General features: G+C 35.0%; 19 protein-coding genes and 1 pseudogene. 2 read left to right on the top strand and 18 right to left on the bottom strand.

What is annotated here, in order from left to right; all coding sequences use genetic code 11:
* Positions 1-141: 141 nt before the first annotated feature.
* The gene (locus NON16_RS07925) at positions 142-1,026 is read right to left on the bottom strand and encodes an iron-containing alcohol dehydrogenase (RefSeq protein ID WP_257348295.1); all 885 of its coding nucleotides are present in this window, start codon (positions 1,024-1,026) and stop codon (positions 142-144) included.
* A 258-nt stretch (positions 1,027-1,284) separates the two neighbouring features.
* Between NON16_RS07925 and NON16_RS07920 the strand changes: the two genes are divergently transcribed.
* Complete coding sequence (locus NON16_RS07920; RefSeq protein WP_257348293.1) at positions 1,285-2,676, top strand: sigma-54 interaction domain-containing protein; 1,392 nt, start codon at positions 1,285-1,287, stop codon at positions 2,674-2,676.
* 128 nt (positions 2,677-2,804) lie between these two features.
* Here NON16_RS07920 and NON16_RS07915 read toward each other — a convergent pair whose 3' ends face one another.
* From NON16_RS07915 to NON16_RS07840, 16 genes and pseudogenes are all read right to left on the bottom strand, one after another.
* The gene (locus tag NON16_RS07915) at positions 2,805-3,254 is read right to left on the bottom strand and encodes a VanZ family protein (RefSeq protein WP_257348292.1); all 450 of its coding nucleotides are present in this window, start codon (positions 3,252-3,254) and stop codon (positions 2,805-2,807) included.
* Between the two features lie 71 nt (positions 3,255-3,325).
* Positions 3,326-4,558, bottom strand: coding sequence for a lipopolysaccharide biosynthesis protein (locus NON16_RS07910; protein ID WP_257348291.1), 1,233 nt, complete (start codon positions 4,556-4,558; stop codon positions 3,326-3,328).
* 465 nt (positions 4,559-5,023) lie between these two features.
* On the bottom strand, positions 5,024-6,376 hold the full coding sequence (locus NON16_RS07905) for an O-antigen polymerase (RefSeq protein ID WP_257348290.1): 1,353 nt from the start codon (positions 6,374-6,376) through the stop codon (positions 5,024-5,026).
* Positions 6,377-6,946: 570 nt separating this feature from the next.
* Entirely contained in the window at positions 6,947-8,059 is a 1,113-nt protein-coding gene (gene wecB, locus NON16_RS07900; RefSeq protein WP_257348289.1) for a non-hydrolyzing UDP-N-acetylglucosamine 2-epimerase, read from the bottom strand.
* Positions 8,060-8,078: 19 nt separating this feature from the next.
* On the bottom strand, positions 8,079-9,308 hold the full coding sequence (locus tag NON16_RS07895) for a nucleotide sugar dehydrogenase (RefSeq protein ID WP_257348288.1): 1,230 nt from the start codon (positions 9,306-9,308) through the stop codon (positions 8,079-8,081).
* Positions 9,309-9,358: 50 nt separating this feature from the next.
* Positions 9,359-10,489 (bottom strand): glycosyltransferase, encoded by a 1,131-nt coding sequence (locus NON16_RS07890; protein ID WP_257348287.1) that lies wholly within the window; start codon positions 10,487-10,489, stop codon positions 9,359-9,361.
* A 42-nt stretch (positions 10,490-10,531) separates the two neighbouring features.
* Positions 10,532-12,388, bottom strand: coding sequence for a heparinase II/III domain-containing protein (locus tag NON16_RS07885; RefSeq protein ID WP_257348286.1), 1,857 nt, complete (start codon positions 12,386-12,388; stop codon positions 10,532-10,534).
* A gap of 20 nt (positions 12,389-12,408) precedes the next feature.
* A complete protein-coding gene (locus NON16_RS07880) occupies positions 12,409-13,665 on the bottom strand; it encodes a glycosyltransferase family 4 protein (protein WP_257348285.1) in 1,257 nt (418 codons plus the stop codon).
* 110 nt (positions 13,666-13,775) lie between these two features.
* A complete protein-coding gene (locus NON16_RS07875; RefSeq protein WP_257348284.1) occupies positions 13,776-14,414 on the bottom strand; it encodes an acetyltransferase in 639 nt (212 codons plus the stop codon).
* Complete coding sequence (locus NON16_RS07870) at positions 14,415-15,056, bottom strand: sugar transferase (protein WP_308216593.1); 642 nt, start codon at positions 15,054-15,056, stop codon at positions 14,415-14,417.
* The gene (locus NON16_RS07865; RefSeq protein ID WP_257348283.1) at positions 15,056-16,171 is read right to left on the bottom strand and encodes a DegT/DnrJ/EryC1/StrS family aminotransferase; all 1,116 of its coding nucleotides are present in this window, start codon (positions 16,169-16,171) and stop codon (positions 15,056-15,058) included. Before NON16_RS07865 ends, NON16_RS07870 begins: the two co-directional genes overlap by 1 nt.
* A 337-nt stretch (positions 16,172-16,508) precedes the next feature.
* Positions 16,509-16,755: pseudogene (locus tag NON16_RS07860) on the bottom strand (sugar phosphate nucleotidyltransferase); the annotation flags it as partial.
* A 13-nt stretch (positions 16,756-16,768) separates the two neighbouring features.
* Positions 16,769-18,598: a polysaccharide biosynthesis protein gene (locus NON16_RS07855; protein ID WP_257348282.1), complete on the bottom strand. Its 1,830-nt coding sequence runs from the start codon at positions 18,596-18,598 to the stop codon at positions 16,769-16,771.
* Between the two features lie 190 nt (positions 18,599-18,788).
* A complete protein-coding gene (locus NON16_RS07850; RefSeq protein ID WP_257348281.1) occupies positions 18,789-19,553 on the bottom strand; it encodes a tyrosine-protein phosphatase in 765 nt (254 codons plus the stop codon).
* 150 nt (positions 19,554-19,703) lie between these two features.
* The gene (locus NON16_RS07845) at positions 19,704-20,405 is read right to left on the bottom strand and encodes a CpsD/CapB family tyrosine-protein kinase (RefSeq protein WP_257348280.1); all 702 of its coding nucleotides are present in this window, start codon (positions 20,403-20,405) and stop codon (positions 19,704-19,706) included.
* A complete protein-coding gene (locus NON16_RS07840) occupies positions 20,395-21,138 on the bottom strand; it encodes a YveK family protein (protein ID WP_257348279.1) in 744 nt (247 codons plus the stop codon). The genes NON16_RS07845 and NON16_RS07840 overlap by 11 nt, the downstream gene beginning before the upstream one ends.
* Positions 21,139-21,441: 303 nt before the next feature.
* Here NON16_RS07840 and NON16_RS07835 point away from each other — a divergent pair, with 303 nt between their 5' ends.
* The gene (locus NON16_RS07835) at positions 21,442-22,350 is read left to right on the top strand and encodes an LCP family glycopolymer transferase (protein WP_257348278.1); all 909 of its coding nucleotides are present in this window, start codon (positions 21,442-21,444) and stop codon (positions 22,348-22,350) included.
* A gap of 48 nt (positions 22,351-22,398) precedes the next feature.
* On the opposite strand, the gene NON16_RS07830 is transcribed toward NON16_RS07835, so the two are convergent.
* The gene (locus NON16_RS07830) at positions 22,399-24,333 is read right to left on the bottom strand and encodes a hypothetical protein (RefSeq protein ID WP_257348277.1); all 1,935 of its coding nucleotides are present in this window, start codon (positions 24,331-24,333) and stop codon (positions 22,399-22,401) included.
* Between the last annotated feature and the right edge of the window lie 47 nt (positions 24,334-24,380).

Genomic DNA, 24,380 nt, shown 5'->3' with positions numbered 1-24,380 from the left:
GTCTACAGTGTGGAGGCATTATCCACACTGTAGATGTGTTTATGTTTAAAAATACTGGTTCCCCTACCGTTAAAGTGGTTCTATCTTTCCGTGATAAGTGCTCATTTTGTCCGAGAAAGTGGTTCTATTTAAACGAAATATTCATGGGGCCACTACCTCCAAAACGTAAGGCAAAACAAGACTGTTTGAAAGGCCGTGGGACAGATGACAATAAACACCGAGTGAGAATGCCAGTCCGTGAACCATTCCAGCGCCATCCGTTGTATTCAATACTAAGCCGCCCATCATACTACCAATCGCCATCTCGGTCCTTGCATCCACATTTGACCCATCATGGTAAACAGTGCTCAAGTTATTCCAAATCTTCTCAAAGGCTAAAAGAGCCAGTTGGTCAGTGTAAGGAGAAGAACGTTCTGCGATGTAGCCTTCAATCGTATGAACTAAGGCATCCATTCCTGTATGTGCTGTAATAACAGGCGGTAATGAAAGCGTAAGCTCTGGATCAACGATTGAGGCGACGGCTAGATTGTACGGACTGCAAACAACGCTTTTAAGGTTGGTTGCTTCGTCTGTTAAAACAGCAAACTTTGAAACTTCAGAACCCGTACCAGAGGTTGTCGAAACAAGTATTGTTGGAAGCCCCGGGCCAGGAACCTTGTCAATTCCGACATAATCAAGAATTGATCCCGGGTGAACCATACCGAGTGAAACAGCCTTTGCCAGATCGATTGAACTTCCTCCCCCAAGACCAATAATTAATTGTGCCTTAGTATCCTTCGCTAACTTTAATGCGTCTTCATAATTACCGACTGTTGGTTCAGGTTGAGTCTCGTCGAAAACGCTTACATTTAACCGCTCATCATTGAGTAGATTGACCACTTTTTCTACAATCCCAGCTTTGCGCAGCCCTTGGTCTGTCACAACGAATAATTGTTCAGCACCAAGTTCCTCTACAAGGCCTTTCAAACGTTCAATACTACCGGGGCCACTAAAAATACGCGATGGTGAAAAAACCGTATAACTCATTAAAATCCTCCTTATTTAATAAAACTTTTATTCACCCTTTTAATCTGCAAGTAACATGCCAACTTCTAATATCCTTGTCTATTGTCGAAATAATTAGTATAATCTAAATAATAATGTTGCATTTTTGCATCAAGCACTAAATAATCTGTCCCTCAACTACTACTTAGGACTTATCCCCTAATAGATAAACCACTTGTTGCATTAATTCAACACAAAATGTCAATTTGCAACAATCGTAGGAAGGTGTAGAGTGTGTTCATGGATAAATTCAAGGAAACCAATTCCCTTATGGACTTAGAAGTAGTAGTCGAGGCATTTCAAGAAGGCATTGCTATTTATGATGGCAACTTAAAATGCTTATGTATCAACAGTGCCTATACGAAAATAACAGGGATTCAAACTGACAAAATCATCGGCAATACGAGTATACAATTGGTAAAAGAAGGCCTTGTCTCTAATTCGATCGGGGTAATGGTAATGGAGGCACAAGAAAAGGTCTCATTAATTCAAACATTTCGAAACGGTAACGATGTTTTAGTGACAGGACAGCCTGTTTATGATGAAAATGGGGAAATTTACTTGATTGTTTTTACTGCAAGAGACGTGACAACGTTGAACACCTTACAAAATAAGCTCAGAGATGCAGAAGAACGCTCGGAAAGGTACCTCACAGAGCTCACCCAATACAAAGAACTACATGAAAGAAATCCTCATATCGTCGCAAATAGTAAAAAAATGCAGTTGATTTTGGAGAACATCTCAATGATCGGGAAAGTCGACTCACCCGTATTAATAACTGGAAAGTCTGGAACAGGGAAGGAAGTGCTATCGAAACTAATTCATGATTACGGAAGGGAAAAGAATGCACCATTCGTTAAAATAAATTGCGGAGCCATCCCAGGCCATTTGCTAGAATCTGAACTGTTCGGCTACGTCAAAGGCGCCTTTACCGGAGCCGATAATCGTGGTAAACCAGGCTTATTTGAAATTGCCGAAAACGGTACGTTGTTACTGGACGAAATCAGTGAACTGCCCCTAAACCTTCAAGTCAAACTGCTCCGTGTTTTACAAGACTTTGAAATCACCCGTTTAGGAAGCACAACACCGAAGAAGGTCAAGTTTCGATTAATAACTGCTACAAACCGGTCGCTAGAGGGAATGCTGGAGCAAGGAAAATTCAGAGAGGATCTATACTACCGGATCAACGTCATACCGATACAAATTCCCCCTTTGAAAGAGAGAATTGAAGATATCCACCCGCTTATCAACAAGAAGCTTAACGAGCTATGTACAAAGTATAACTCGCAAAAATCGATTTCTGCTGAAGCATTAAACATCATGGAGCAATACCATTGGCCTGGTAATATCAGAGAATTGATCAATCTCGTTGAACGGCTCTACGTCATGACGAATACACAAGTGATTACGCCTGAACACCTGCCAATTCACATGAAGTTAGATAATACTGACATAAAAATAAATGAAAATGATTCCTTAAAAAACCGCATCAACACATTTGAAAAGAAACTGATTACAGACATGCTTAAGGAAAGTCAAAGCCTTCGAGACGCAGCAAAAAAACTAAAAGTCGATCCATCAACGCTATCAAGAAAGTGCAAAAGTCTTGAGATCGAATTAGCTGGACTGTAATCAATAGTTAGCCGAACGTGTAAAAAGCTCAAACTAATAAATTTCGATTAGCTAGGAACTATTAAACTCTATAAGAATATACATTTGTTTGATAAACAAAAAAATATACCCGATAAGCCAATTTTAGCTTAGCGGATATTTCTGTATTTCATCCAATCAATCATCAAATAAACACCAATCCCCACACTCGCTCCAGTACTATCAATTAGTACATCTCTTATCTCTCCTGATCTTCCGGGGATAAATAACTGATGCACTTCATCGGATATGGCATAAATCACACAAATCAATAAAGCCAGTCCTATGCTCCGATATCCATATAACTCACTTCTTCTCAAGGCGTTAATCACTAGTAACCCAAGTACTAGGTAAGCAAAGAAATGGGCATTTTTCCTGACGATGTGATTAAAGCCTCTAATATCAAAGTCCATATTAGGAATAACTTTTTCTACTGTTTTGACGATAACCTCTGTTATTCCTGTACTCAGTTCATTAGACATTGTGGCTGGTTGATGTGATAGGTAGAAGATTAATGCAATCCAGAGAATAACAGCTATCAAGGAAGGATTTTTATACATTTATTTGAGTTCCCTCTTCTATTTATATTCTCAACCACTATACATTTTCAATACAATTCTTTCCTTTAAAATCAAACATTTTTTAATATGTCCCTCTTTAAACCTTTCGAACTATTCTGTCTGTAATTATAAATAAATATAGAAATCATTATAACCAATTTAAAGCCATTTGCTATTAAAATACCAACGCAAAATCCTATTAATCCATAAAGATTAAAAAATACAAATGCACAAATTATATATATCACCACATTTGTTCCACTAATAAACAACTGCCAATTAATATTATTAAATCTCAGAATAAAAGGATGAATTACAGAACTCATTACTCCTAAAATAGCACTTGCTGTAGTAATATAAATTAGTTCCATAGACTCTGCTGCCCAACTAGGGTACAAAAAGTATAATAGTGGGTGACTTATTAGAATAGTTATAAAATACCCCATTACTCCAACAACACTCGTAATAATAATAACATATAAAAAATTTTTAAATCCTATTTTCTCCATTCTAGTAAGATAGCTTAAAATCACACTATTTATTGGCGTTATCATCATTGATATTATTTTTCCTATTATTGTGGCGGTATAGTATACTGATACTACTGTTGGTCCTAGTAATGGGAATAACAAAAGTTTATCAGCATAAGACAATATAGTTTTTAAAAAAATTGAACAAAATAAAATAAGATTCTTATATAGAGTATTTTTGAATAATTTAGTAGTTGTAAAACTTTCTTTTAACAGATTTGAGTTTCTAATGATATAAAACAAACTTAATCCGGAGCCCAAAATAAAAATTGATTGCCAATATCCAGTTAAATAAAATACCAAGGTACCAGTCATATAGCCTATTCCTAATATTATATTATTAACCAATATGGCTTTGTAATTTAACTCTATTCTAAAACTTACCAACAAATATTCTCTTATTAAGTTTAAACAAGATATGGTTATTATCAGAATAACACTAATAATAGAAAAAGTTCCCTCATAATATATTGTACCAACCATTACAATAAATGCGCTTATTATTATACTAGCAGCGAGTAGAACGTTAAAATCACCGGTAATCTTTTTTTGTTCATATTCATTATCTAATAATAATCTTATGTTATTTAGAACATTTCCAAAAGGAAGACTAAGTAAAGTAAAGAGGCTTATTAAAGTAACTATTAAGCCATATTGAGTATCGCCTAACCTTGTACCGACAAACGGGAGTGCGACTAATTGGATTATTAATAAAGGGATTGCAGTTGCTATAATATTTAAAATTGAGTCGAATATAAACTTTTTTTTGAGCATAAAATACTCCTTAGGTATCATTAAGTTGAAAATTTAATAGTATTATGATTAATTAAACTGTTTGCAATCAACCCTATCAATAAATTAAGTTCTATAATTAACATCTATTTAGTAAGAACCACTCACCATTGCAATTATGAACCCAAGACTGCCAAATAGTAACGATACTATATTTTCCTGTATCTCTTGTTAATATTTCATTAATATCAAAAACATGAGTACTATTAAAGTTATACCACGCAAAAAAATGTGATAATACTTCTAAGGAAAAGTTTCGAACATACGAATCTCTAACCAACCCCCAGAATATGCCCTAAAATTGGATTTTAAGAGGTTGCTCCAAAGAAGTTTTAATAATAACTCCTATCTTTTTTACTTTAATGGACATCCTCTTTTTTTAAAAAAATAGTATATTCAACGATGATTCTATGACAGGTAACAATTTATCTCTTCTATTGCACAGTATCATCCATTTGTCTTATTAAAAAATTTATAGTTAATAAATGTTATTACGATAAATAACATCGTAAAGATAATTATAGGGTTAGTAAACCCTCCTCTTACAAGATGGAAAATCCAAGTTGCACTAACTGCCCACACCATAAAGTACTTAATTGATAGTTTTCTATCTAATATAGCAAAAAATATACCAAATAAAATAAGGATTGATATTCCGAATGTCCCGAAATTTATATAGGCATCCCCTATAATACCTGGTGGTATAGACATTCCTCGAATTTCGGGTTCCAACCAACTCGCAACAATTTGTTGTGTATTTTTAGGTTTACCTTCCCAAAGTGATCTGGGAATGACAGTGAATAATAATCGGTAATATGATTGTCCGTATAAAAAGTCATGGTACGAGGGTACATAATTTATAACTTTCAATACTGTTGTAGAGTACCCTATATCTCCAGAATTTATAGAGCTTTCCAAAAAAAACTTTAAATTGAAGTTGAAATTTCCGACAGATTGACCAGGCTGTAAATAACCACGGAAAAATCGCGATATTATAGCTGCTAAGAACAGTCCAACACCTAAAACTAAAGTTATAACTTTCGGTGATAAGTGATTTTTATTTTTATTGTATCCATACAATCCACTATAGTAATAACCGACCAAAACAGAAGCTGAATGAACCACCAAAAGTGACCTAGTTCGAAATAGCATAAATATTAAAATTTCCAACAAAACAAAAATACATAACCATTTTACAACATTAGACCAGCGTCTGGCTTTAACAGTAAAAAAGACTCCAAAAAACATAATTGATGTTGTATAAAAACCATAATTTGCCACTAAACGAAAAGGACTACCCGAATTTTTAAGTTCTAAGCGACTTAAATTCATTATATTAAGTGTACCGGCGTCTATAATACAAAGCAAAACGGAAATTAATGTAACAAAACCTATCAAAATAGTTACTTTTTGTATTCCATTATTCTCTATATATACTTTTTCTAATTTAACTTTATTATTACTGACAGAAATACAATTACCAATACAGAAAAGCAAAACACCTAAAACCGATAGCACTGTAAGCGTTCTAATTGACTCAGCACTATATTGATAATAATGATACTCAATCAAAAGGTTATATATTGGTTGTACGAAAAACAACATCAAATAAAAGATTAAAAAGAAAAAAGTTGCTGAAAAAAACTTTACATAAACAGCCATATATATAATAATTGCAGGTAATACTATCAAATAAGTAGATAATAACATTTTTTCGTCATTACTATTTACAATAATCAAGGAGATTAACATTGTATAAAAAACTAAAAAAATAAGCATGAATTTTTTCTTCTTTGTCATGAGGGCACTTCCTTTCTTGAGCCCAATGCTAGTTTGCAACTAGTGGAATTTTTATGAGAACAAAAGTGCTCTTAGTGAGTAATTCCTCTAAATAATGGTTGGAAATTAATAAGAAAAGAAAGGCTGAATGCACCTGCTAAAGCTTTGCCAGTAAAGATTTGGATACTTAGTATTTCCTAAAATACGGAAAATTATCAAACTTGCTTTTCTTCATAGTTTGGTTTATTTTAATCACTAGATTCATCTGTAAACAGTCAATGACATAAAGAAAGCTGGGATTATCACACATCACACATTAAGATATAAGTGTTTCTCAAGGAACAATAAATATATCTTCGGAAGTGCATAAAAAAAATAACTCCAACTAAAACTATTGAAATTAGTTGTACCCTTGATATATCAGACATCCCTAATGAGTAAAATAAAATAGTGTTGAATTGTCAGTACTGTTAAGAAGCTAGCATGCTGCTTTACTTGTTTTTTTGTTATCTAAGATCTGATTATTATTTCTACTTTCACTGGAAGCCGCTCATTATTTACTTGCAAACGACATTTCCAAAAATAAAAACATCATATCATGTTAACGTTGCATTGGCATAATACATCCGCTATCCTCTTACTCGCAAACCCATCACCATAAGGATTGCTAGTTTGACTCATTTTTTCATACGCCGCTTTATTTTCAAGTAACAATTTAAAAGTCTGATAAATAACCTCTTCATCGGTTCCAACCAGTTTCAATGTACCAGCTGCTATACCTTCAGGTCGCTCAGTCGTATCACGCATAACCATTACCGGTTTACCTAAGCTTGGAGCTTCCTCCTGAATACCGCCACTATCAGTCAGTATTAAATAGGATCTTGAAAGAAAATTATGGAAATCCAAAACTTCCAAAGGTTCAATGAGTCTTACTCTGGCACAGCTTCCTAAAATCTCATTAGCTGCTTCTCTCACTACTGGGTTCATATGAATAGGATATATCGCCTTAATATCTGGTTGCTCATCTATAATTCTCTTGATAGCCCTAAACATATTTCTCATTGGTTCACCGAGATTTTCTCTTCTATGTGCAGTAATCATAATAAGTTTGCTACCTGCTGCCCAATCAAGCTGTTCATGAGAATAATCATCTCTAACCGTTGTTTTAAGTGCATCTATAGCAGTATTACCAGTTACATATATAGTAGAAGAATCTTTACCCTCTTTTAAAAGATTTTCTTTAGACATTTCAGTCGGGACAAAGTTATATTTTGCTACAATTCCAACAGCTTGGCGATTAAACTCTTCCGGATATGGAGAAAAGATATTATACGTTCTGAGTCCAGCTTCAACATGACCAACAGGGATTTGTAAGTAAAAGCAAGCTAGTGCTGTTACAAAAGTTGTAGAAGTATCCCCATGGACTAAAACCACATCGGGCTTTACTTTTTCCAGAACGCTTTTTATTTTTCCCAGGATATTTATGGTCACATCAAATAATGTTTGTTTTGCTTTCATGATTGAAAGATCATAATCTGGAACTATATGGAAGGCGCTCATGACTTGGTCTAACATTTCTTTATGCTGACCAGTAACACAAAGTACCGTATCTAATTTATCTCGTGATTTTAGTTCTTTAACCAAAGGACACATTTTAATTGCTTCGGGTCTTGTACCGAAAACTACCATTACTTTTTTGTTCATTTAATCTACCAACTTTACCTTATAATTTATATGGACCTTCAAATACACAGATATTTTTGGTATCTAGAACAAGCTTGTCCTTAATAAGATCCATATTATTTTTAATATGATCATGTCCTACCATAATAACTAGAATTTCTATCTCATTTAAAAAATCTTCAAAGTTCATAAATTGATGGTCTACATTTCTGGTCTTTACTAATGGGTCAAATACTTTAACCCCAAAAGCTAAATGCTCGTCCATTCTTTCTAATAGTTGTAATGTAGGACTTTCTCTTGAATCATCAACGTTTTCTTTGTAAGTTAATCCATATAATCCAACTCTTGTAATATCTTTAATGTCATGTTCTCTCATAATATCTCTAATTCGCCCTAATACATGTCTAGGCATAGAATCATTTATCTTACGTGCTGTTAATATAAGATTGGTCAAATCTGGATAGTCCCCAACCAGAAACCAAGGATCTACTGAAATACAATGCCCACCGACCCCTGGACCAGGTTGTAATATATTAACTCGGGGGTGTTTATTTGCGATTTTAATAATTTCATAAACATCCAAATTATCTGTACGAGAAATTTTAGCTAATTCATTTGCAAAAGCAATATTGATATCTCTATAAGTATTCTCTACAACCTTAGACATTTCAGCTGATCTTATATCCGTTACGACGATTTCTGACTTACAGAAGTTTGAATATAGCCCTTTAACTTTCTCACCAATCTCAAGATCATCCGCACCTATTGTTCTTGAATTGTGCTCAAGTTCATAAATCATATTCCCTGGAATAATTCTTTCAGGTGCATGCAAAAGATGAATATCGTCTCCAATTACATAACCTTTCTTTTTAATTTCAGGACGAATATACTTATCAATTGTACCAGGTGAAATTGTTGATTCGATAATTATTATTGCTCCTTTTTCACAGACATCAAGGACACTATTCACTGCTGAAATAACATATTTTGGGTCAAGCTTTTTACTTTCTTGAATATAAGGTGTTGGGACCGCAAGTATATAGGTATGAGTCTTTTGATATTCCGTTGTGAATTCAATTCCATTAGATAATGCTTCCTGGAAAAGATCTTCTAACCCTTTTTCTTCAAAAGTAAGCCTACCTTCTGTTAATGAGTTTACTAGATTAGTATTGTTATCGGTTCCTACTATCTTAATCCCATTCTTTGCAAACATTAGAGCTGTGGGTAATCCTATATAACCTAATCCTATTACATTTATTTGATTTTCCATTTAAACCTTCCTATCTTATATGAATTTTCTTTATTTATTGGACCAAAAGATTAAGTCCTAATAGCATCCAATAGCTTTTTATTAAAGTTTTTTAGAACCCACTTTTCTTTTAAGTGTGATGCTTCACCTTCTATACAGTTAATTATGTTTTCATCATTTTTCAACCTATTAATTACATTCACTAGATCATGAATTTCATTATAATTTACTGTTTCTCCAATTTTATGTGTTTCAACGATCTCTCCTAAATATGTATTTTTTGCTGCTATAATTGGTGTGCTTGTGTATATTGCTTCATAGAGTCTATTTGGCAATGCAATTTGTACATTTTTTTTACTAGCATCATATACAGAATAAATACAGTTTACTTTTTCATAAAGAAACTTAATCTCTTTTTCATATTCATATTCTCCATACATTTCAACATAGGATTTGCCCTTTGCGTATTCCTTAATTCTGTTATAGTCCACACCCTTGCCGGCTATAAAAACATTAACATCACTTATCTCAGCAGCCTCAATTAGCATTTCAATTTGCTTAGCATATCTAACAGCACCTATAAATCCTATTGTGAATTTTTGGTTTTGTCGACGTGAAAAATCATTAAAGACTTGTGAGTCTGGAGTGTTAGGAATAAAAAGAAGTTTATTTTCATTAACAAAATCGCTATAATAATGTTTGTAAAAATATTCTGAAGTTACCACAAGCAAATTAATACTTTTACATAATAACTTTTCTGTACTATTGAGAACTTCTGAAATAAATTTTTTAGTTATTTTTTTTTGTTTGTCAATTACTAGCGAATGTAAATCACTCACTTCATAAATCACTTCTACTGTTCTATTAAAAAAACGTTTGTATATAACCCCAATCATCAACATGTCTAATTTAGAAATATACAGGTACTGTGGTTTTGATTCTCGGATAATCTTTAATGCGTCCATTAGAACTTTGATAGTTGTTCCTATCCTCCTTAATGGATTACCCTCATTTGCCTTTCTATGAATTACATTTTTTTTAATTGTTGGAGGAATTTGATTTATCTTATCAAACTCGGTTCCTCTATCCCAATATATTACTTCCACAAGGTAATCTTCTTTTAATGCGTTAATTCTTTTGAGCATTCTTGGGTTAGGAAGATGAGGAAATAACATAATAATCCCACTCTTACCATTTTTCATAAGATAACTCCTCATAATAGTTATATATAATTAAATGCAATATTATTTAATAAGACTTATTTCAAATGAGGTACTGCATTTTTTATTGACCATTTTACCTCTAATTGAAACGCAATAAATCTCATCTTTTTTCATGTAATACAAACTTCTATAAGCTTTTTTTACTTCTACTATCCCTTCAGTTTTCACATTGCAAATTAGGTGTTCATCATGAAACAACTCAAATCCTGTTGCAACTTTTTTGACCTTACAAGGGGTATGAAAATTAAAATCACAATATTCACCATCACCAATAACTCCATCAGTGATCAAATATCCCCGATCAGTTTTTCTTATGTTTCTTGTATGTTCATAACCATTTTGGGAGATCATAGTTCCTGTAAAACCGTCATCAGCATACTTTACATCTCTACTTCTAGTCCAATCATAGATTAAAAACGGTCCACGTTTTTTCATCTGCTCTTTGCCTTGCATCATTGCAGTGTTATGTGCTGAAGTTAGTGCCATGTTTTTACCAATATCAGTTGCATATGAATAAGTACCACTATCACAAAAAACATTTATACCTTTATGCCATAAATCAATATGATGCTGGTCCAACTGAGCTGGACGAGTTTTAAAATCTTGTAAGACCGTCATTAAAAAGCCAGCATTATGTCTCCAAGAATAAAAACCTGATTTGATAAACGATGAATGTTTCTTTTTAATTAAAGAAATGGGGATATGATATAATCTCTCATCTCCAAACCACAATAGCTCTTCATCATAATCACCTGGTTCATATATCCTTTTGCCTTCAATTAAAGCAAAAATTGTGTTTACTACTGGTTTATAATCTCTATATCCACAAGATGTGACTGGATATATTAAAGCACCATCATTTGATCCATAATTAGGTACATCTCCCGTTTCATCTTGCATTTGATATAATAAGTAAGCACTGTTTTTTATTAAGTTCTCGCTTCGTTCAGATATAGCAATATTAGTTTTCTTACTTATTTTTATCACAAACTCCATTAGTTGAAGTGCGAATCTTTGATAATTAAAGGAGTACTGTATATATCCACCATCTGGAAGAAACTGTTTTTGAATCTCTTTATCAAGCAAAGCATATGCTTGTTTTAATCTTCTTTCATCTTTACAAGACCAAGCTCCAATTATAAGTCCTGTTATCTCAGAGAGAGTATGGTTATTTTTAATACACCTATAGGCATAAAAAAAATTTGATAATACCTTTTTATAACTACCTTCTACAATCAGTCGTACATTTTCTTCATCTTTTGGTGTTATTAACCTATAAGATTCAAATACGGAATAAGCTATTAAAATATTAATCATTCTTAATGTCGCCTCTTGACCACATTTATAATTAGCGCCATAAGGATAGTAATTTTCATGTAACCATCCATTTAGCTGATTTGAAAAAGCATCGTAATATTTTCTATCTTTTGTTATAAGATAAGCCCTAGTAAAATAAAAAAAGTGTGTGAACCTTGACGCTTCCCAAATGGCTTTAATATCTCCTCGTTTAGGATCAAAGTCTGGAATCTGATACCATTTTAGGTTTCTATCTACTTCTTCTTTGGTAATAGGATTATAATGCCATTTGACAGGGTTTCCGTAGTCAAGTTCAACCGAAGAAAAACCCATTATTTTACCTTCTATTGCATTGTTAGCAATAGATATAATTTCTGTTTTCTTTTTTCTCGATAATTCTTTTAAAAAATCTTCAATCGGTTCTATTTTCAGGTTAAATATATCTACCCTTTTTACATGAATATTTTTTTCAAACATTTTTTCACTGTTTGGTATTATTCCCATCATCTTCAGCTTTGCTGAATAGAGTGAGCGGTTAATAACCCACGGCAACCCATATTCAGTTATTAGTGACTTAATCATTGCAATACCTCATTTTTGGATTAATGAACACCTTCAATAACATCAATTAATTTTCTAGTTAACAGCTTAAAATCAAAGTCCTTTGCACCTTTTTTTGCACCTTTAGCCATAACTTCATACTGTTGATTGGTCATAGTTCTTATTTTTAAAATCGCTTTAGCTAACTCTTCAGGTGTACTTCTTCCCAGTTCAATTCCACACTTATACTTATCTAATATTGAATAACCCATTTTTACTGTTGATATAATTGGTTTCCCTGACGCCATATACTCAAATAGTTTATTTGAACTGTTCCCTCTCGACCAATTGTATTCTGTCTGTGAATAATTAAGAATATTTACTGACGATTTACTTAGGATATAAGGTATAGTTTGTTTATTTACAAAGCCTTTCATGTTCACATTAGTTAGATTTTCATTAGCAATTCTCTTTTCCAGTATTTCCTTTTGATTACCATCACCATATATTAAAAATTGGATCTCACTCTCACTTTTTAAGATTGATGCTGCATCCAGTATATTACCTACATTATTCACTGGTCGAATTGCTCCTACATAAACTACATTAAACTTATCTGTACTTAAATCTTCATCTTCCACCTTTCTAAAAGATGATATTTCAAATGCGTTTATATCTACCCCATTGTTAATGTAGTGACATTTTTCAAGATCGATATTTCCACCTTGTCCAGTATCCCATTTCTTTTCTCTTATATAATCGGTATCCCCCTCTTTAGTGAAAATTAGAGCATCTGCCTTTTTATAAATCCAATGTTCACCAGCAGTAAGAACGCGTCCTAACAGGCTTCTTTCTTTAGCTTTGTTAAATGAAAAGATAGCTTCTGGCCACAAGTCTCGAATCTCGCATATACAAGGAATCCCAAGCTTCTTAGCTATTTGAATTCCTGCAACCATGGTTAATGGGTGTACACTAGAAGCAAGAATAACGTCAGGCTTACCATTCAACTTTAAATATTCCTTTGCCACATAAAATAAATTGAAGTAAAATAAAACCATATTTTTAACTCTATCAATTCCATTCCCAAGGGCCGTTGTAGTCTTTACAAAAACAAAAGGAATGTTATCTAAGGTATCTGTGGCATACCTTTTATTTTTTGTATCAATAAATTCAGATTTGTTGTGATAAGTATTTGCACAAAAAACCGTTGCTTCGTATCCTTGTTTAATCAGGTTTTCCGCGAACCAATAATGTCGTCCCCCTCGGTTTTTGTACATATCAGTCGCATAATGATTCCACAACCATATTTTTTTCTTCAATTTATGCCACCTCAGTCACAGCAATTTATTTTTCAATGAATATACCCTAAACGCATCTGCATTTTCATAGGAACCACTATTAATTACTATTGAATAGTAACCTTCTATTGCTATTCATGAAACTTAATGGGCTTTGCAGGAGCACCGACAGCTGTACAATTAACGGGTAAATTTTTTACAACTACAGAACCTGCTCCAATAATGGTATTTTCACCAATTTTTACACCTTGAATAATTGCCGACCCGGTTCCGACACTTACACATTCCTCTAACTCTACAAAACCAGAAACATTAACACTTGGAAGAACAGTTGTATAATTGCCAATCACAGTATCATGTCCAATAGTACAATCTAAGTTAATTATTACATGTTTACCAATTTCAATATTAACAGTGATAATGTTACCAGGGCATATAATAGAGCCTTCACCAAATGAAACTTTGTCTGAACAAATTACACTAGGGTGAATTAGTACTGGGTATGTGTTTTTGCTATACTCGATTCTTTCCATTACTTTCTTTTTCACAATTGGATCTCCAATAGCATTGACTACATGGAGCTCTTGTTTTCTTAACCACTCAACATTACCAACAACATTGTACCCATTAATTTCTGTTCCTTGAATTTTTTCATCATCATCAACAAAACCAACAATATTCCATTCTTTATTGACTTTATTTATATCTTCAATAAGCCAAGCAACTTCTCTTCCAAACCCGCCTGCTCCAATTATCACAATATCTTTCATCTATTTAATCCTCCGTCTTATGCTTCCTTTAAAAGGCTCCATCGTTGCTGTAGTCTCTGAATTAATACCCTCTCTTATGAAAACCTTCTTAATGGTCAAAAAAATAATTTTCCAATCTCTATAAAAACTAACATTATTTACATACTCAAAATCGAGATTAAATTTTTCTTCCCAACTAATAGCATTCCTACCACTAACTTGCGCCAAGCCTGATAAACCCGGTCTAACTTCATGGCGACGTTTTTGATGTTCATTATATAATGGAAGATACTTTACCAACAGCGGCCTCGGCCCAACTATCGACATATCACCTTTTAAAATATTAAATAGTTCTGGTAGCTCATCAAGTGTTGTAGAACGTAGGAACTTCCCGAAACTTGTAAGTCTAACACTGTCTGGTAGCAATTCCCCGGTATGATCTTTTTCATCCGTCATCGTCCTAAACTTATATATCGTAAAAATCTTTTCATTAAGTCCCGGTCTATTTTGTTTAAATAATACTGGACTTCCTAACTTTACTTTTATAAGGATAGCAACTATTAAAAGAACTGGACAGAAAGCTATAATAGCAATCAAAGCTAATATAAAATCCATTGGTCTTTTTATAAATCTTTTATAAATACCACCTTTAGAAGATACCATCACTTTAACCACAAACCTTTTATAATCTCTACAACGCTATCCAAATCCCCATCCGTCATCTTCGTATCAGATGGCAAACACACACCATTATCAAATAATTTCCTAGAAACATCCGTTCCAATAAAGTCATACCTTTGAAAAAATGGTTGCATATGCATCGGCTTCCAAATTGGTCTAGACTCAATATTCTCGCTTTCAAGTGCATCCATAATATCAATAGGTCTCACTTTGCCACTTAATGTCATGGAACTTAACCAGTAATTTGGCTCATTCCACCCATTACTAGGCATGAACTCAACACCGTCGAGCCCACCTAGCTCTTTCTTATAAAACTCAAAAATATGCCTCTTTTTCTCAACTCTTAGGTCTAAGACCTTAAGTTGGCCCCTACCAATCCCAGCAACCACATTACTCATACGATAATTAAACCCTAATTCGCTATGCTGATAGTGCTTTGCTGGATCCCTAGATTGAGTAGCCCAAAAACGAGCCTTGGCGATTCTCTCTTCATTGTCAGAAACTAACATTCCACCACCAGAAGTAGTAATGATCTTATTACCATTAAAAGAGAAAACACCATAATTACCAAAGGTTCCTGTATGTTTTCCTTTATAAAAGGTGCCCAAAGACTCTGCAGCATCTTCTATTAAAACTACATTGTACCTTTTACAAAGTTCTACAATTTTATCCATATCTGCTGACAAACCGTAAAGATGTACCACAATAACAGCCTTGACTTCCGGAAATTTCTTAAAAGCTTCTTCTAAAGCTTTAGGACATATATTCCATGTTTCATAATTACTATCAATAAAAACAGGAATAGCATTCTGATAAATAATAGGGTTGACCGTAGCTGAGAAGGTGAGCGTTGGACAAAACACAATATCTCCTTCACCCACTCCTGCTGCTCTTAAAGCTAAATGGATAGCTCCAGTACCAGATGATAGTGCTGCAGCAGACTTAGAACCAACCTTAATCGCCAGTTCTTTTTCAAATTCATTCACGTTTTCCCCAAGTGGTGCAATCCAATTCGTATCAAAAGCTTTCTTTATATACAGCATTTCATAGCCTTCATCACTCATATGTGGCGATGAGAGGAATATCCTGTCTCTCATTTTACAAAAATTCCTTCCTTATTAACTTACTATATATGTAAATTGCATTTAGAAACATTTATTTAGTTGGTTAGTACTTAATCAAAAACCCTTTCTTACTAACTACTAAATTACTCTTTCATCTCAATATCACCAATACTTTTTAAACATCAATTACTGTTCATAGGGATTTATAACAACGATAGAGAAAAATCCACCCTGACTAGGATGAGGCAGTTATTAAATCGCATTAAGGATGTCCAAAAGCAAATAGACAGTTTTTTAAGGATTATGAATCTTCCTTAAGGTTTTTACTATTACTTCATTACATGGTACGTAAAATCAATTTGCAATTAATTTTCCCTGTCCTAGATAACGTCTCTTCTAGCTCATATGGATTTATCAAAATGATGGCTCAATCGCACGCTTCCCTCTACCTGTAACAATAATAATATCTTCGATCCCAGATGCTACAGCTTCTTCAATAATATATTGAATGGTGGGTTTATCTACAATCGGTAACATTTCCTTAGGCTGGGCTTTCGTGGCTGGTAAAAATCTTGTCCTAAACCAGCCGCTGGTATAATGGCTTTTGTTACCTTCATTTTTAAGTCCTCCTCATATGTTGGAAACTGCATACATTTCCTTTTTCTTACTTCTGTTGTTTGCTAAATCTAATAGTGTGTGTGCTAAATCCCCATTATCTATTGTTGATAAGGAACCAAGAATCTCTTGTATTTCTTCAATATAAATGTTGGCTGTTTTTCCAATATATATCTTTGGGAAAACTTCTTTATTATGGACTTCATTCTCATTTAAAAGCTCTTCATACATTTTTTCACCTGGTCGAATGCCAGAGTAATTGATACCGATCTCGTCAATTGTATATCCGGATAAATGAATCAGGTTTTTAGCTAAATCCACTATCTTTACTGGCTCGTCCATATCTAGCACAAAGATCTCTCCACCACGAGCTAGTGCTCCCGCTTGCATAACCAATCGGGATGCTTCTGGTATCGTCATAAAGTAACGTGTCATGTCAGGATGGGTGACTGTGACCGGCCCACCTGCTTGAATTTGTTTTTTAAATAGCGGTATTACACTTCCCCGACTTCCAAGTACATTTCCAAAACGTACCGCAACGAATTTGGTTTTGCTTGTTTGTGCAAGCTGCTGAATAACCATTTCTGCAATTCTTTTCGTTGACCCCATTACGTTTGTTGGATTCACTGCTTTGTCCGAAGATACTAAAACAAACGTGGTTACACCAAAAGTGTCTGCAGCCTCGGCAACATTTTTTGTTCCGATCACATTGTTTTTCACTGCTTCTTTCGGGTTGTATTCCATCAATGGAACATGCTTATGGGCAGCTGCATGATAAACAGCATCTGGAGAATGTTCCTGCATGACTTCAAAAATTCGATTTCGATCTTGAACATCGGCAATGACTGGGATTATTTCAAATTCATTTAAATAGTTTTGTCGTAATTCCATATCGATCTGATAAATAGAATTTTCTCCATGACCTAGTAATAGAATTTTCTTTGGTTGGAACTTACAAACTTGACGACAAATTTCAGAACCAATTGATCCACCCGCTCCAGTGACTAAGATCGTGTTGTTTGTGACTTTTTTCGAGATGCTTTCAAGATCAAGCTCAACTGGCTTTCTCCCTAATAAGTCTTCTACTAGAACGTCACGGAATTGATTTACAGATACCTTACCTGTTGCTAAATCCTCAAGCATAGGAATGATCTGGGTCTTTGCATCTGTTTTACTGCATTCCTGATATATTCGTTGAATTTCCTTTTTTCCTAATGATGGAATCGCAATAATAATCGTTTGGATATCGTGGTTTTTTACAACCGTTGATATGTCTTTTGTTTTTCCTAGTACAGTTAACCCATATATTTGCAGTTTTTGTTTCTTCGTATCATCATCTACAAAGGCAACCGGATAAATATCCGTTTCATTATTCTTTAATAACTGTCGAACAATCATCGTCCCGGCTGAACCAGCGCCAACAATAAGTGCACGCTTCCTCTCAGAATGAGAATTTATGTAACGGTCTCGAAATACCCTCCATGAAAACCGAGAACCACCGATTAAAACAACATGTAGCAACCATGTAATTAATAGTACTCGGATATAGATATTCCCATGTACAACAGCCTGTACTGCAGCAGTTGCAAGGATAGAAAAACTAACAGCCTTAACAATGGCAACCAGTTCCCCTACACTCGCATATTCCCAAGCTTTATGATAAAGGCGATACATAGAGGCGAATACATGGTGACTAGCAAGTAACGTGATAGAACTGATTACTAATGTGGGAAATGTATAGATATTGAAATACGGATGAAGTATAAAATATCCTAAATAGATAGCAAATAATACAATTATGGAATCTAGCAAAACCAATAATGAAAGTCTTCTCTGATAGCTCACATGGGTGCCTCCTTTTTATTTTTATTTTTATTTTTGGACGTTTCAAGTAAAATACATGTTTTAAGCAAAAAATAAATACCTAATGAAAATACACATGTGAAACGTACGCTTTCATTAGATATTAACTTGGTTAAGTCATAAAAAGGTTGAGAGTATTGAAGTTAATTAGTTTTATATACAAAGGTTGCTATTAAAAAAGACCTAGAAATCTTTTTCGTTTAACTGGTTCTGGTGGGCTAATTAAAACACTTTCTCCTCGTACGATGTATTCTGCGTTTTCTTGTAGGTTGTATCGTACAGATATCCCAAATTTTCTCTCGACTTCTTCAAATGCAGTACGGAGATGAAAAGCTCTATTTGTTGTGTTGTGGGCATCAGAGGCGATAAAGTGCGTTAAGTTGCTTTCGATTAGTTGTTGCGAAAATTTCTGAATGTTCTTTCCGAAGTTACCAATTATACTGGATGCGGTTACCTGCGTAAGCGCACCATCCCTAACTAGTTCATATAATAAATCTGGTTCTTCAATAAGCTTTTGGTTTCGTTCTGGATGTACAATAATTGGTGTTATTCCTTTAAGCTGAAGTTCAAAGACAATTGATTTGGAATAGCTAGGGACATGATTTGAAGGTAGTTCGATATGCATGTACTTCCGACCGCCTGTTAAGGTATGTATTTCCCCTGTCTCGAATTGGCTTAGAAGTTCACCAGTAATTCTCGGTTCCTGGCCTGGTAGGATGGTTAGATCGACTTGTTGATGGTTGAGAACATCGTTTAGTTGTACTACCTTATCTAATATGGTAGATCCGTAGTTTTGGTAATGACTGTTATGATGAGGGGTAGCGATAATGGTAGTAATGCCTTCATCAATCGCCGCTCGAGCCATTTCGATGCTGTCTTCTACTGTTTGTGCCCCGTCGTCGATTCCGGGCAAGATATGGCAATGGATGTCAATCAACAACTCTACCTCCTCATCATTATAATTATATCAATATATTGTTATCAATCGGTAATTCTGGTTTGATATCCTATTTTTAGCAGTTTATGAAACTATTTTATCATAACTAAAGTACCGGTCAACAGGAAGTTTTTGTCGAATAATGACTGTTTATGACCCGTAATAGTAGTAATAATTGCCCTCTTTCATTTTCTTACGATTCAATACGACACCAAGCAATTTTGCCTTCGCTGCTTCAAGTAGTTCTTTAGACTTTAATGCTGCCTCATTTTCTGTTTTCTGACTTCCGACAACTAATACTACGCCATCGCATAAGTTTGCTAGAATCTGACCATCTGTTACAGCAAGTAAAGGCGGTGTGTCGAACAAAATAACATCAAATTCTTCTGATGCTTCCTTCGTTATTTCCTTCATCATTCGAGATCCAAGTAGTTCAGCAGGGTTCGGTGGTACAGGGCCACTTGGAAGAATGTGCAGTCCTTCTATTTCTGTTGTACGATGTGCTTCTCCCAGTGGTATTTGTTTTGTTAATACATTCGTTAGTCCCTGTGCATTACTCACCCGAAACGTGTAGTGTGCAGTAGGTTTCCTAAGATCAGCATCAATAAATAGCACTCTCTTACCTTGTTGTGCAAATGTCACCGCAAGATTTGCCGCTGTTGTTGATTTCCCTTCACCTGGTCCTGAAGAAGTAACCATAATTGTGCGATATTCATTATCCACAGAGGAAAATTGGATGTTTGAGCGAATCGTTCTGTATTGTTCTGAAATGGGTGATTTGGAGTTGTAATGAGTAATTAGGCTACGTTCTTTAAAATCTCTAACCGCTTTATTATTTTGTTTACGCCTCATACGTTTCACTCCTTACCCGTGATTTGGAAATTGTCGTGTTCGATTGTTGGAATTGCTTTTCGTCCATTTCTGCAATAACCCCAAGTACTGGTAGTTCTAATAACTTTTCAATATCTTGTTCCGATTTAATCGTATTATCGAGATATTCAAGCAAAAATGCGATTCCTACACCCACCATTAATCCAACGACCATTGCAATCGCCATGTTCAATAAAGGATTGGGTTTTATCGGTGAAGGACTTGATGGTAATTCAGCATTCGATAAGATGCTTACGTTATCTATTTTCATAATTGATGCAATTTCTTTTTGGAACGTTTCCGCTACCGTGTTAGCAATTTTCACTGCAAGTTCTGGATCCGCATTTTGGACCGCTACTGTAAAGACTTGCGAGTTTTGCTCACTGTTAACAGAAATAGATTCATTTAATTGATCAACATTTTGATTGAGATCAAGCTCTTGAATGACACCTTCTAGGATGGCAGGACTTTTTATAATGACCCGGTACGTATTAATCATTTCTACACTCGTTTGGATCTGAGTAGTACTATACTGTTGTTGTTCCGAATCCGATTGATTGACGAGAATTTGGGTAGATGATTGGTAGATTGGAGTTAAGAAAAAGTAACTGATTATCGCGCTAGCTGCGGTTGCTATAAGTGTAATCATAATAATGAGTGCGATTCGCTTTTTTAATGTTTCAAATATATCTTTCAAGCTGATTGTTTCTTCCATGTCTTTTTATTCCCCTTTTGTTCTAATACTCCCCTTTTGACACTTACTCTCTAATTATGTCGTATTATAGCATAAATGACTGGGATTATTAGTTATTTTACGAAATGTTTTTGTTAAAATAGTATTAATACAAAATTAACATTCTGTAACATTTGGTTAATATGCACAGCCTCTGATTGTTCTATCGGTGCAACATCACCAATTTTAAACTATTATGCAAGAAAAATTTAATGGAAAACTATGGCGAATTGTGTATAATTCTACTAGATACATATTCCTAGTTTTAGAGGAGACTAAGATCGGATGATTAAAAAACTATTAATTATTGTAGGTGTACTTGCAGGTATTGTTTTACTTGGGGTGGGAGGATATGCGTATTACCTTTTTGATTCTGTTAAGAAAACTGCCACGAAAATCCATGAACCAATTGACACGCAACGATCGTCACAACCAAAGCCTAAGGTTGATAAGAAAACACTTGAGCCCATCTCCATTTTGTTAATGGGTGTCGATGAACGGACTGGAGACCGTGGACGATCTGATACGATGATTGTGATAACTGTAAACCCGGAAGATAAGTCGATGTACATGTTTAATATCCCGCGTGATACTAGAACGGAGATAGTCGGGAAAGGGTTTGACGATAAAATCAACCATGCCTATGCTTTTGGTGGAACAAAAATGGCCGTGGAAACGGTAGAAAACTTTCTAGAAGTCCCAATAGATTACTATATTAAAGTTAACATGCAATCATTTCAAGATATTGTCGATGCAGTTGGTGGTGTGACTGTTACGAATGATAACCCATGGAAGAGTCCTGAACGAGTATATGAAACAGGAGAAATTCATTTAGATGGTGATGAGGCACTCGGTTATGTGCGTATGCGGAAGCAGGATCCTCGAGGAGATCTTGGACGGAATGAACGACAACGTGAGGTAATTAAAGCTGTTATCAATGAAGGCGCTAGCGTTTCATCGATAACGAAATTTGATAATATCCTCAATGCAATTGGTGATAATGTGAAAACGAATATGACGTTTGATGAAATGAAAGAGATTCAAGCCAATTACAAGGGAGCCCGTGCACAACTTGAGACCTTTGAAGTAAAGGGTAGTGGAACCCGCATTGATAACATCTACTACTACATTGTATCAGACGAAGAACAAGATCGAATCACACAAACATTAAAACAACATTTAGAGATCGGATAGAGAAAGCGGATAACCAAGTGCGGTTATCCGCTTTTTATAATACCCTTATTAATCCCAGCTACCCTCTAGTATTCCTGCTACATAATTATCTGTATCCGGATGTTTTCTCATCGCTGAGTGGCCGCCATAGGATGGATCGAATACATAGAACCGGTTGTTAACCACTAATTTAGTCAGTGTTCCATCATAATCCGGATCTTGGTCAGAGCCTAATGCACTGTCCATGTTAACTGCTCCATCCTCAATATCGGCATAACTCCACCATGATAATCTTTGTCCATGTGCTTTGAAGGTTTCCCGGACATCGGTATCAAAGGAAATGTAGTTTTTGTTACTTAGATCTCCGACTGTTTGATACCCACTTAAGCTTGATGGGAGGTGACCGGAACTCGGATCAAATCCACCGATTGTAAAGTACTCTGTATCGGCATGCCGGTTTGTAAAGGTGTCACACAATTCATCATGGTTTCCACTTTTCCATAAGTCACTATCATCTCGGTCCATATCACCAAACGTTGATAAATCCGAGCCAAAGTGAGGGGTTCCAATGGTGATAAGCCGTTCAACATCATCGGTTCCACCCTGATTTTCAATGAAATAGCGAGAAATGAGACCTCCTTTACTGTGGGCCAATAGATTTACATCGTCATACTTCCTAATAATTCCTTGAGCCCTTAATGCATTGATAAAATTACCCAGATGCCGTGCACCGGTTGCAACATGACCACTATGGTGATATTCAAATGCAAACAAGTCCACATTAGGGGTATAGCCGAAATCGACATCAAGCTGGGGACCAAGTTCTCCTGCATCCGATGTTCCGCATATATAATGGACGTCAGGGTTGGAATAGTTGGACGTTGTATTGTCTGAATACGATTTTCCAGTGAAGGTACAGGTAGAAGAAATCGATTGTTCAACTTTTGGAGAAGAGCTTTCGTTATCCCAATGGTTCGTATAACCCCATGTTCCGGAGCTGCCAAACAATCCGTGAATCAGTATCGTCGGTGTATTACCTGTCTCCATTGTCACAGCCTCTAATGTAGCAAATTGCTCATATCCGTCTGTCACGACACTTTCCAGCTTGTATTTGACTTTCTTTTCAACTTTCTTCCCTTCCTTAATGACTTCCTTTTTAAAAGTAATCACGTCATCCTTTTCAGAGAGTTCAGATGGATTTATCGTTAATCCCGGCATGTTTATAACCTTAACCTTCTCTTTTCGCTCAACCTTTTTTACTTTTCGCAACTTGTTGCCCTTTGCTTGGGACTTCTTATATTCACTTATCGATGCTATTACAAAATTACCACCGCCCTGAATTTCCGCTGTTATCGTGTTCTGTTTCACTTTTTGCTTCTTAACGATGTGTAATTCAGTGTTTTCATAACGAAATAGCTTCATATCTTTTTTTTCAGACTCGAATGGTATCGTGAGGTTAACGGTTAAATCCGGGTTCAAAGATTGGAGTTGAAATGACTTTAGTGCTGCAATATAATCTAATATAACAATCGGTGACGGTTCGACTTTAACTTGTTGCGAGATCGGTCCTACGCCATGAACTTGTCCAGTGATGTTTTCGCTGTTTTCCCGTATAGGATAGCTTCTTTCCTCTAGGCCATCCATCAAACCATCGTTATCTTCATCTTTATTTAGTGGATCCGTCTTGAAGTCATTGATTTCTACCGACTCACTTAACCCATCTTTGTCTGTATCCTTTGCGGTTGGGTCTGTCCCATAGCGCTTTCTTTCCTCAGAATCCGAAAACGAATCATAATCCGAATCCTTTTCTAAAATGAATAAGCCGAGTTGATCCTCTTCTATGTTTGTAAGTCCGTCATGATCATAATCCTTTTGTGGTTCAAACATAAGCGATTTGTTCGGTCCATGTCCCTGCACTTTTTGTGTAGCATCTTCTTCCGCTAAAGCTGGCGTCCCACTTAAAATAAGAACGAAACTGCTGATGAGTATGAGTGATTTTTTCATCCTACCTGTCTCCTTTTTAAAATTAGTAAAAGCTAATGACTAACCAA

Source organism: Pseudalkalibacillus decolorationis (assembly GCF_024609785.1).
Lineage (GTDB): Bacteria > Bacillota > Bacilli > Bacillales > Fictibacillaceae > Pseudalkalibacillus > Pseudalkalibacillus decolorationis.
Note: the sequence above shows the minus strand (reverse complement) of the source record. Positions and strands in the feature narration are given on the sequence as shown.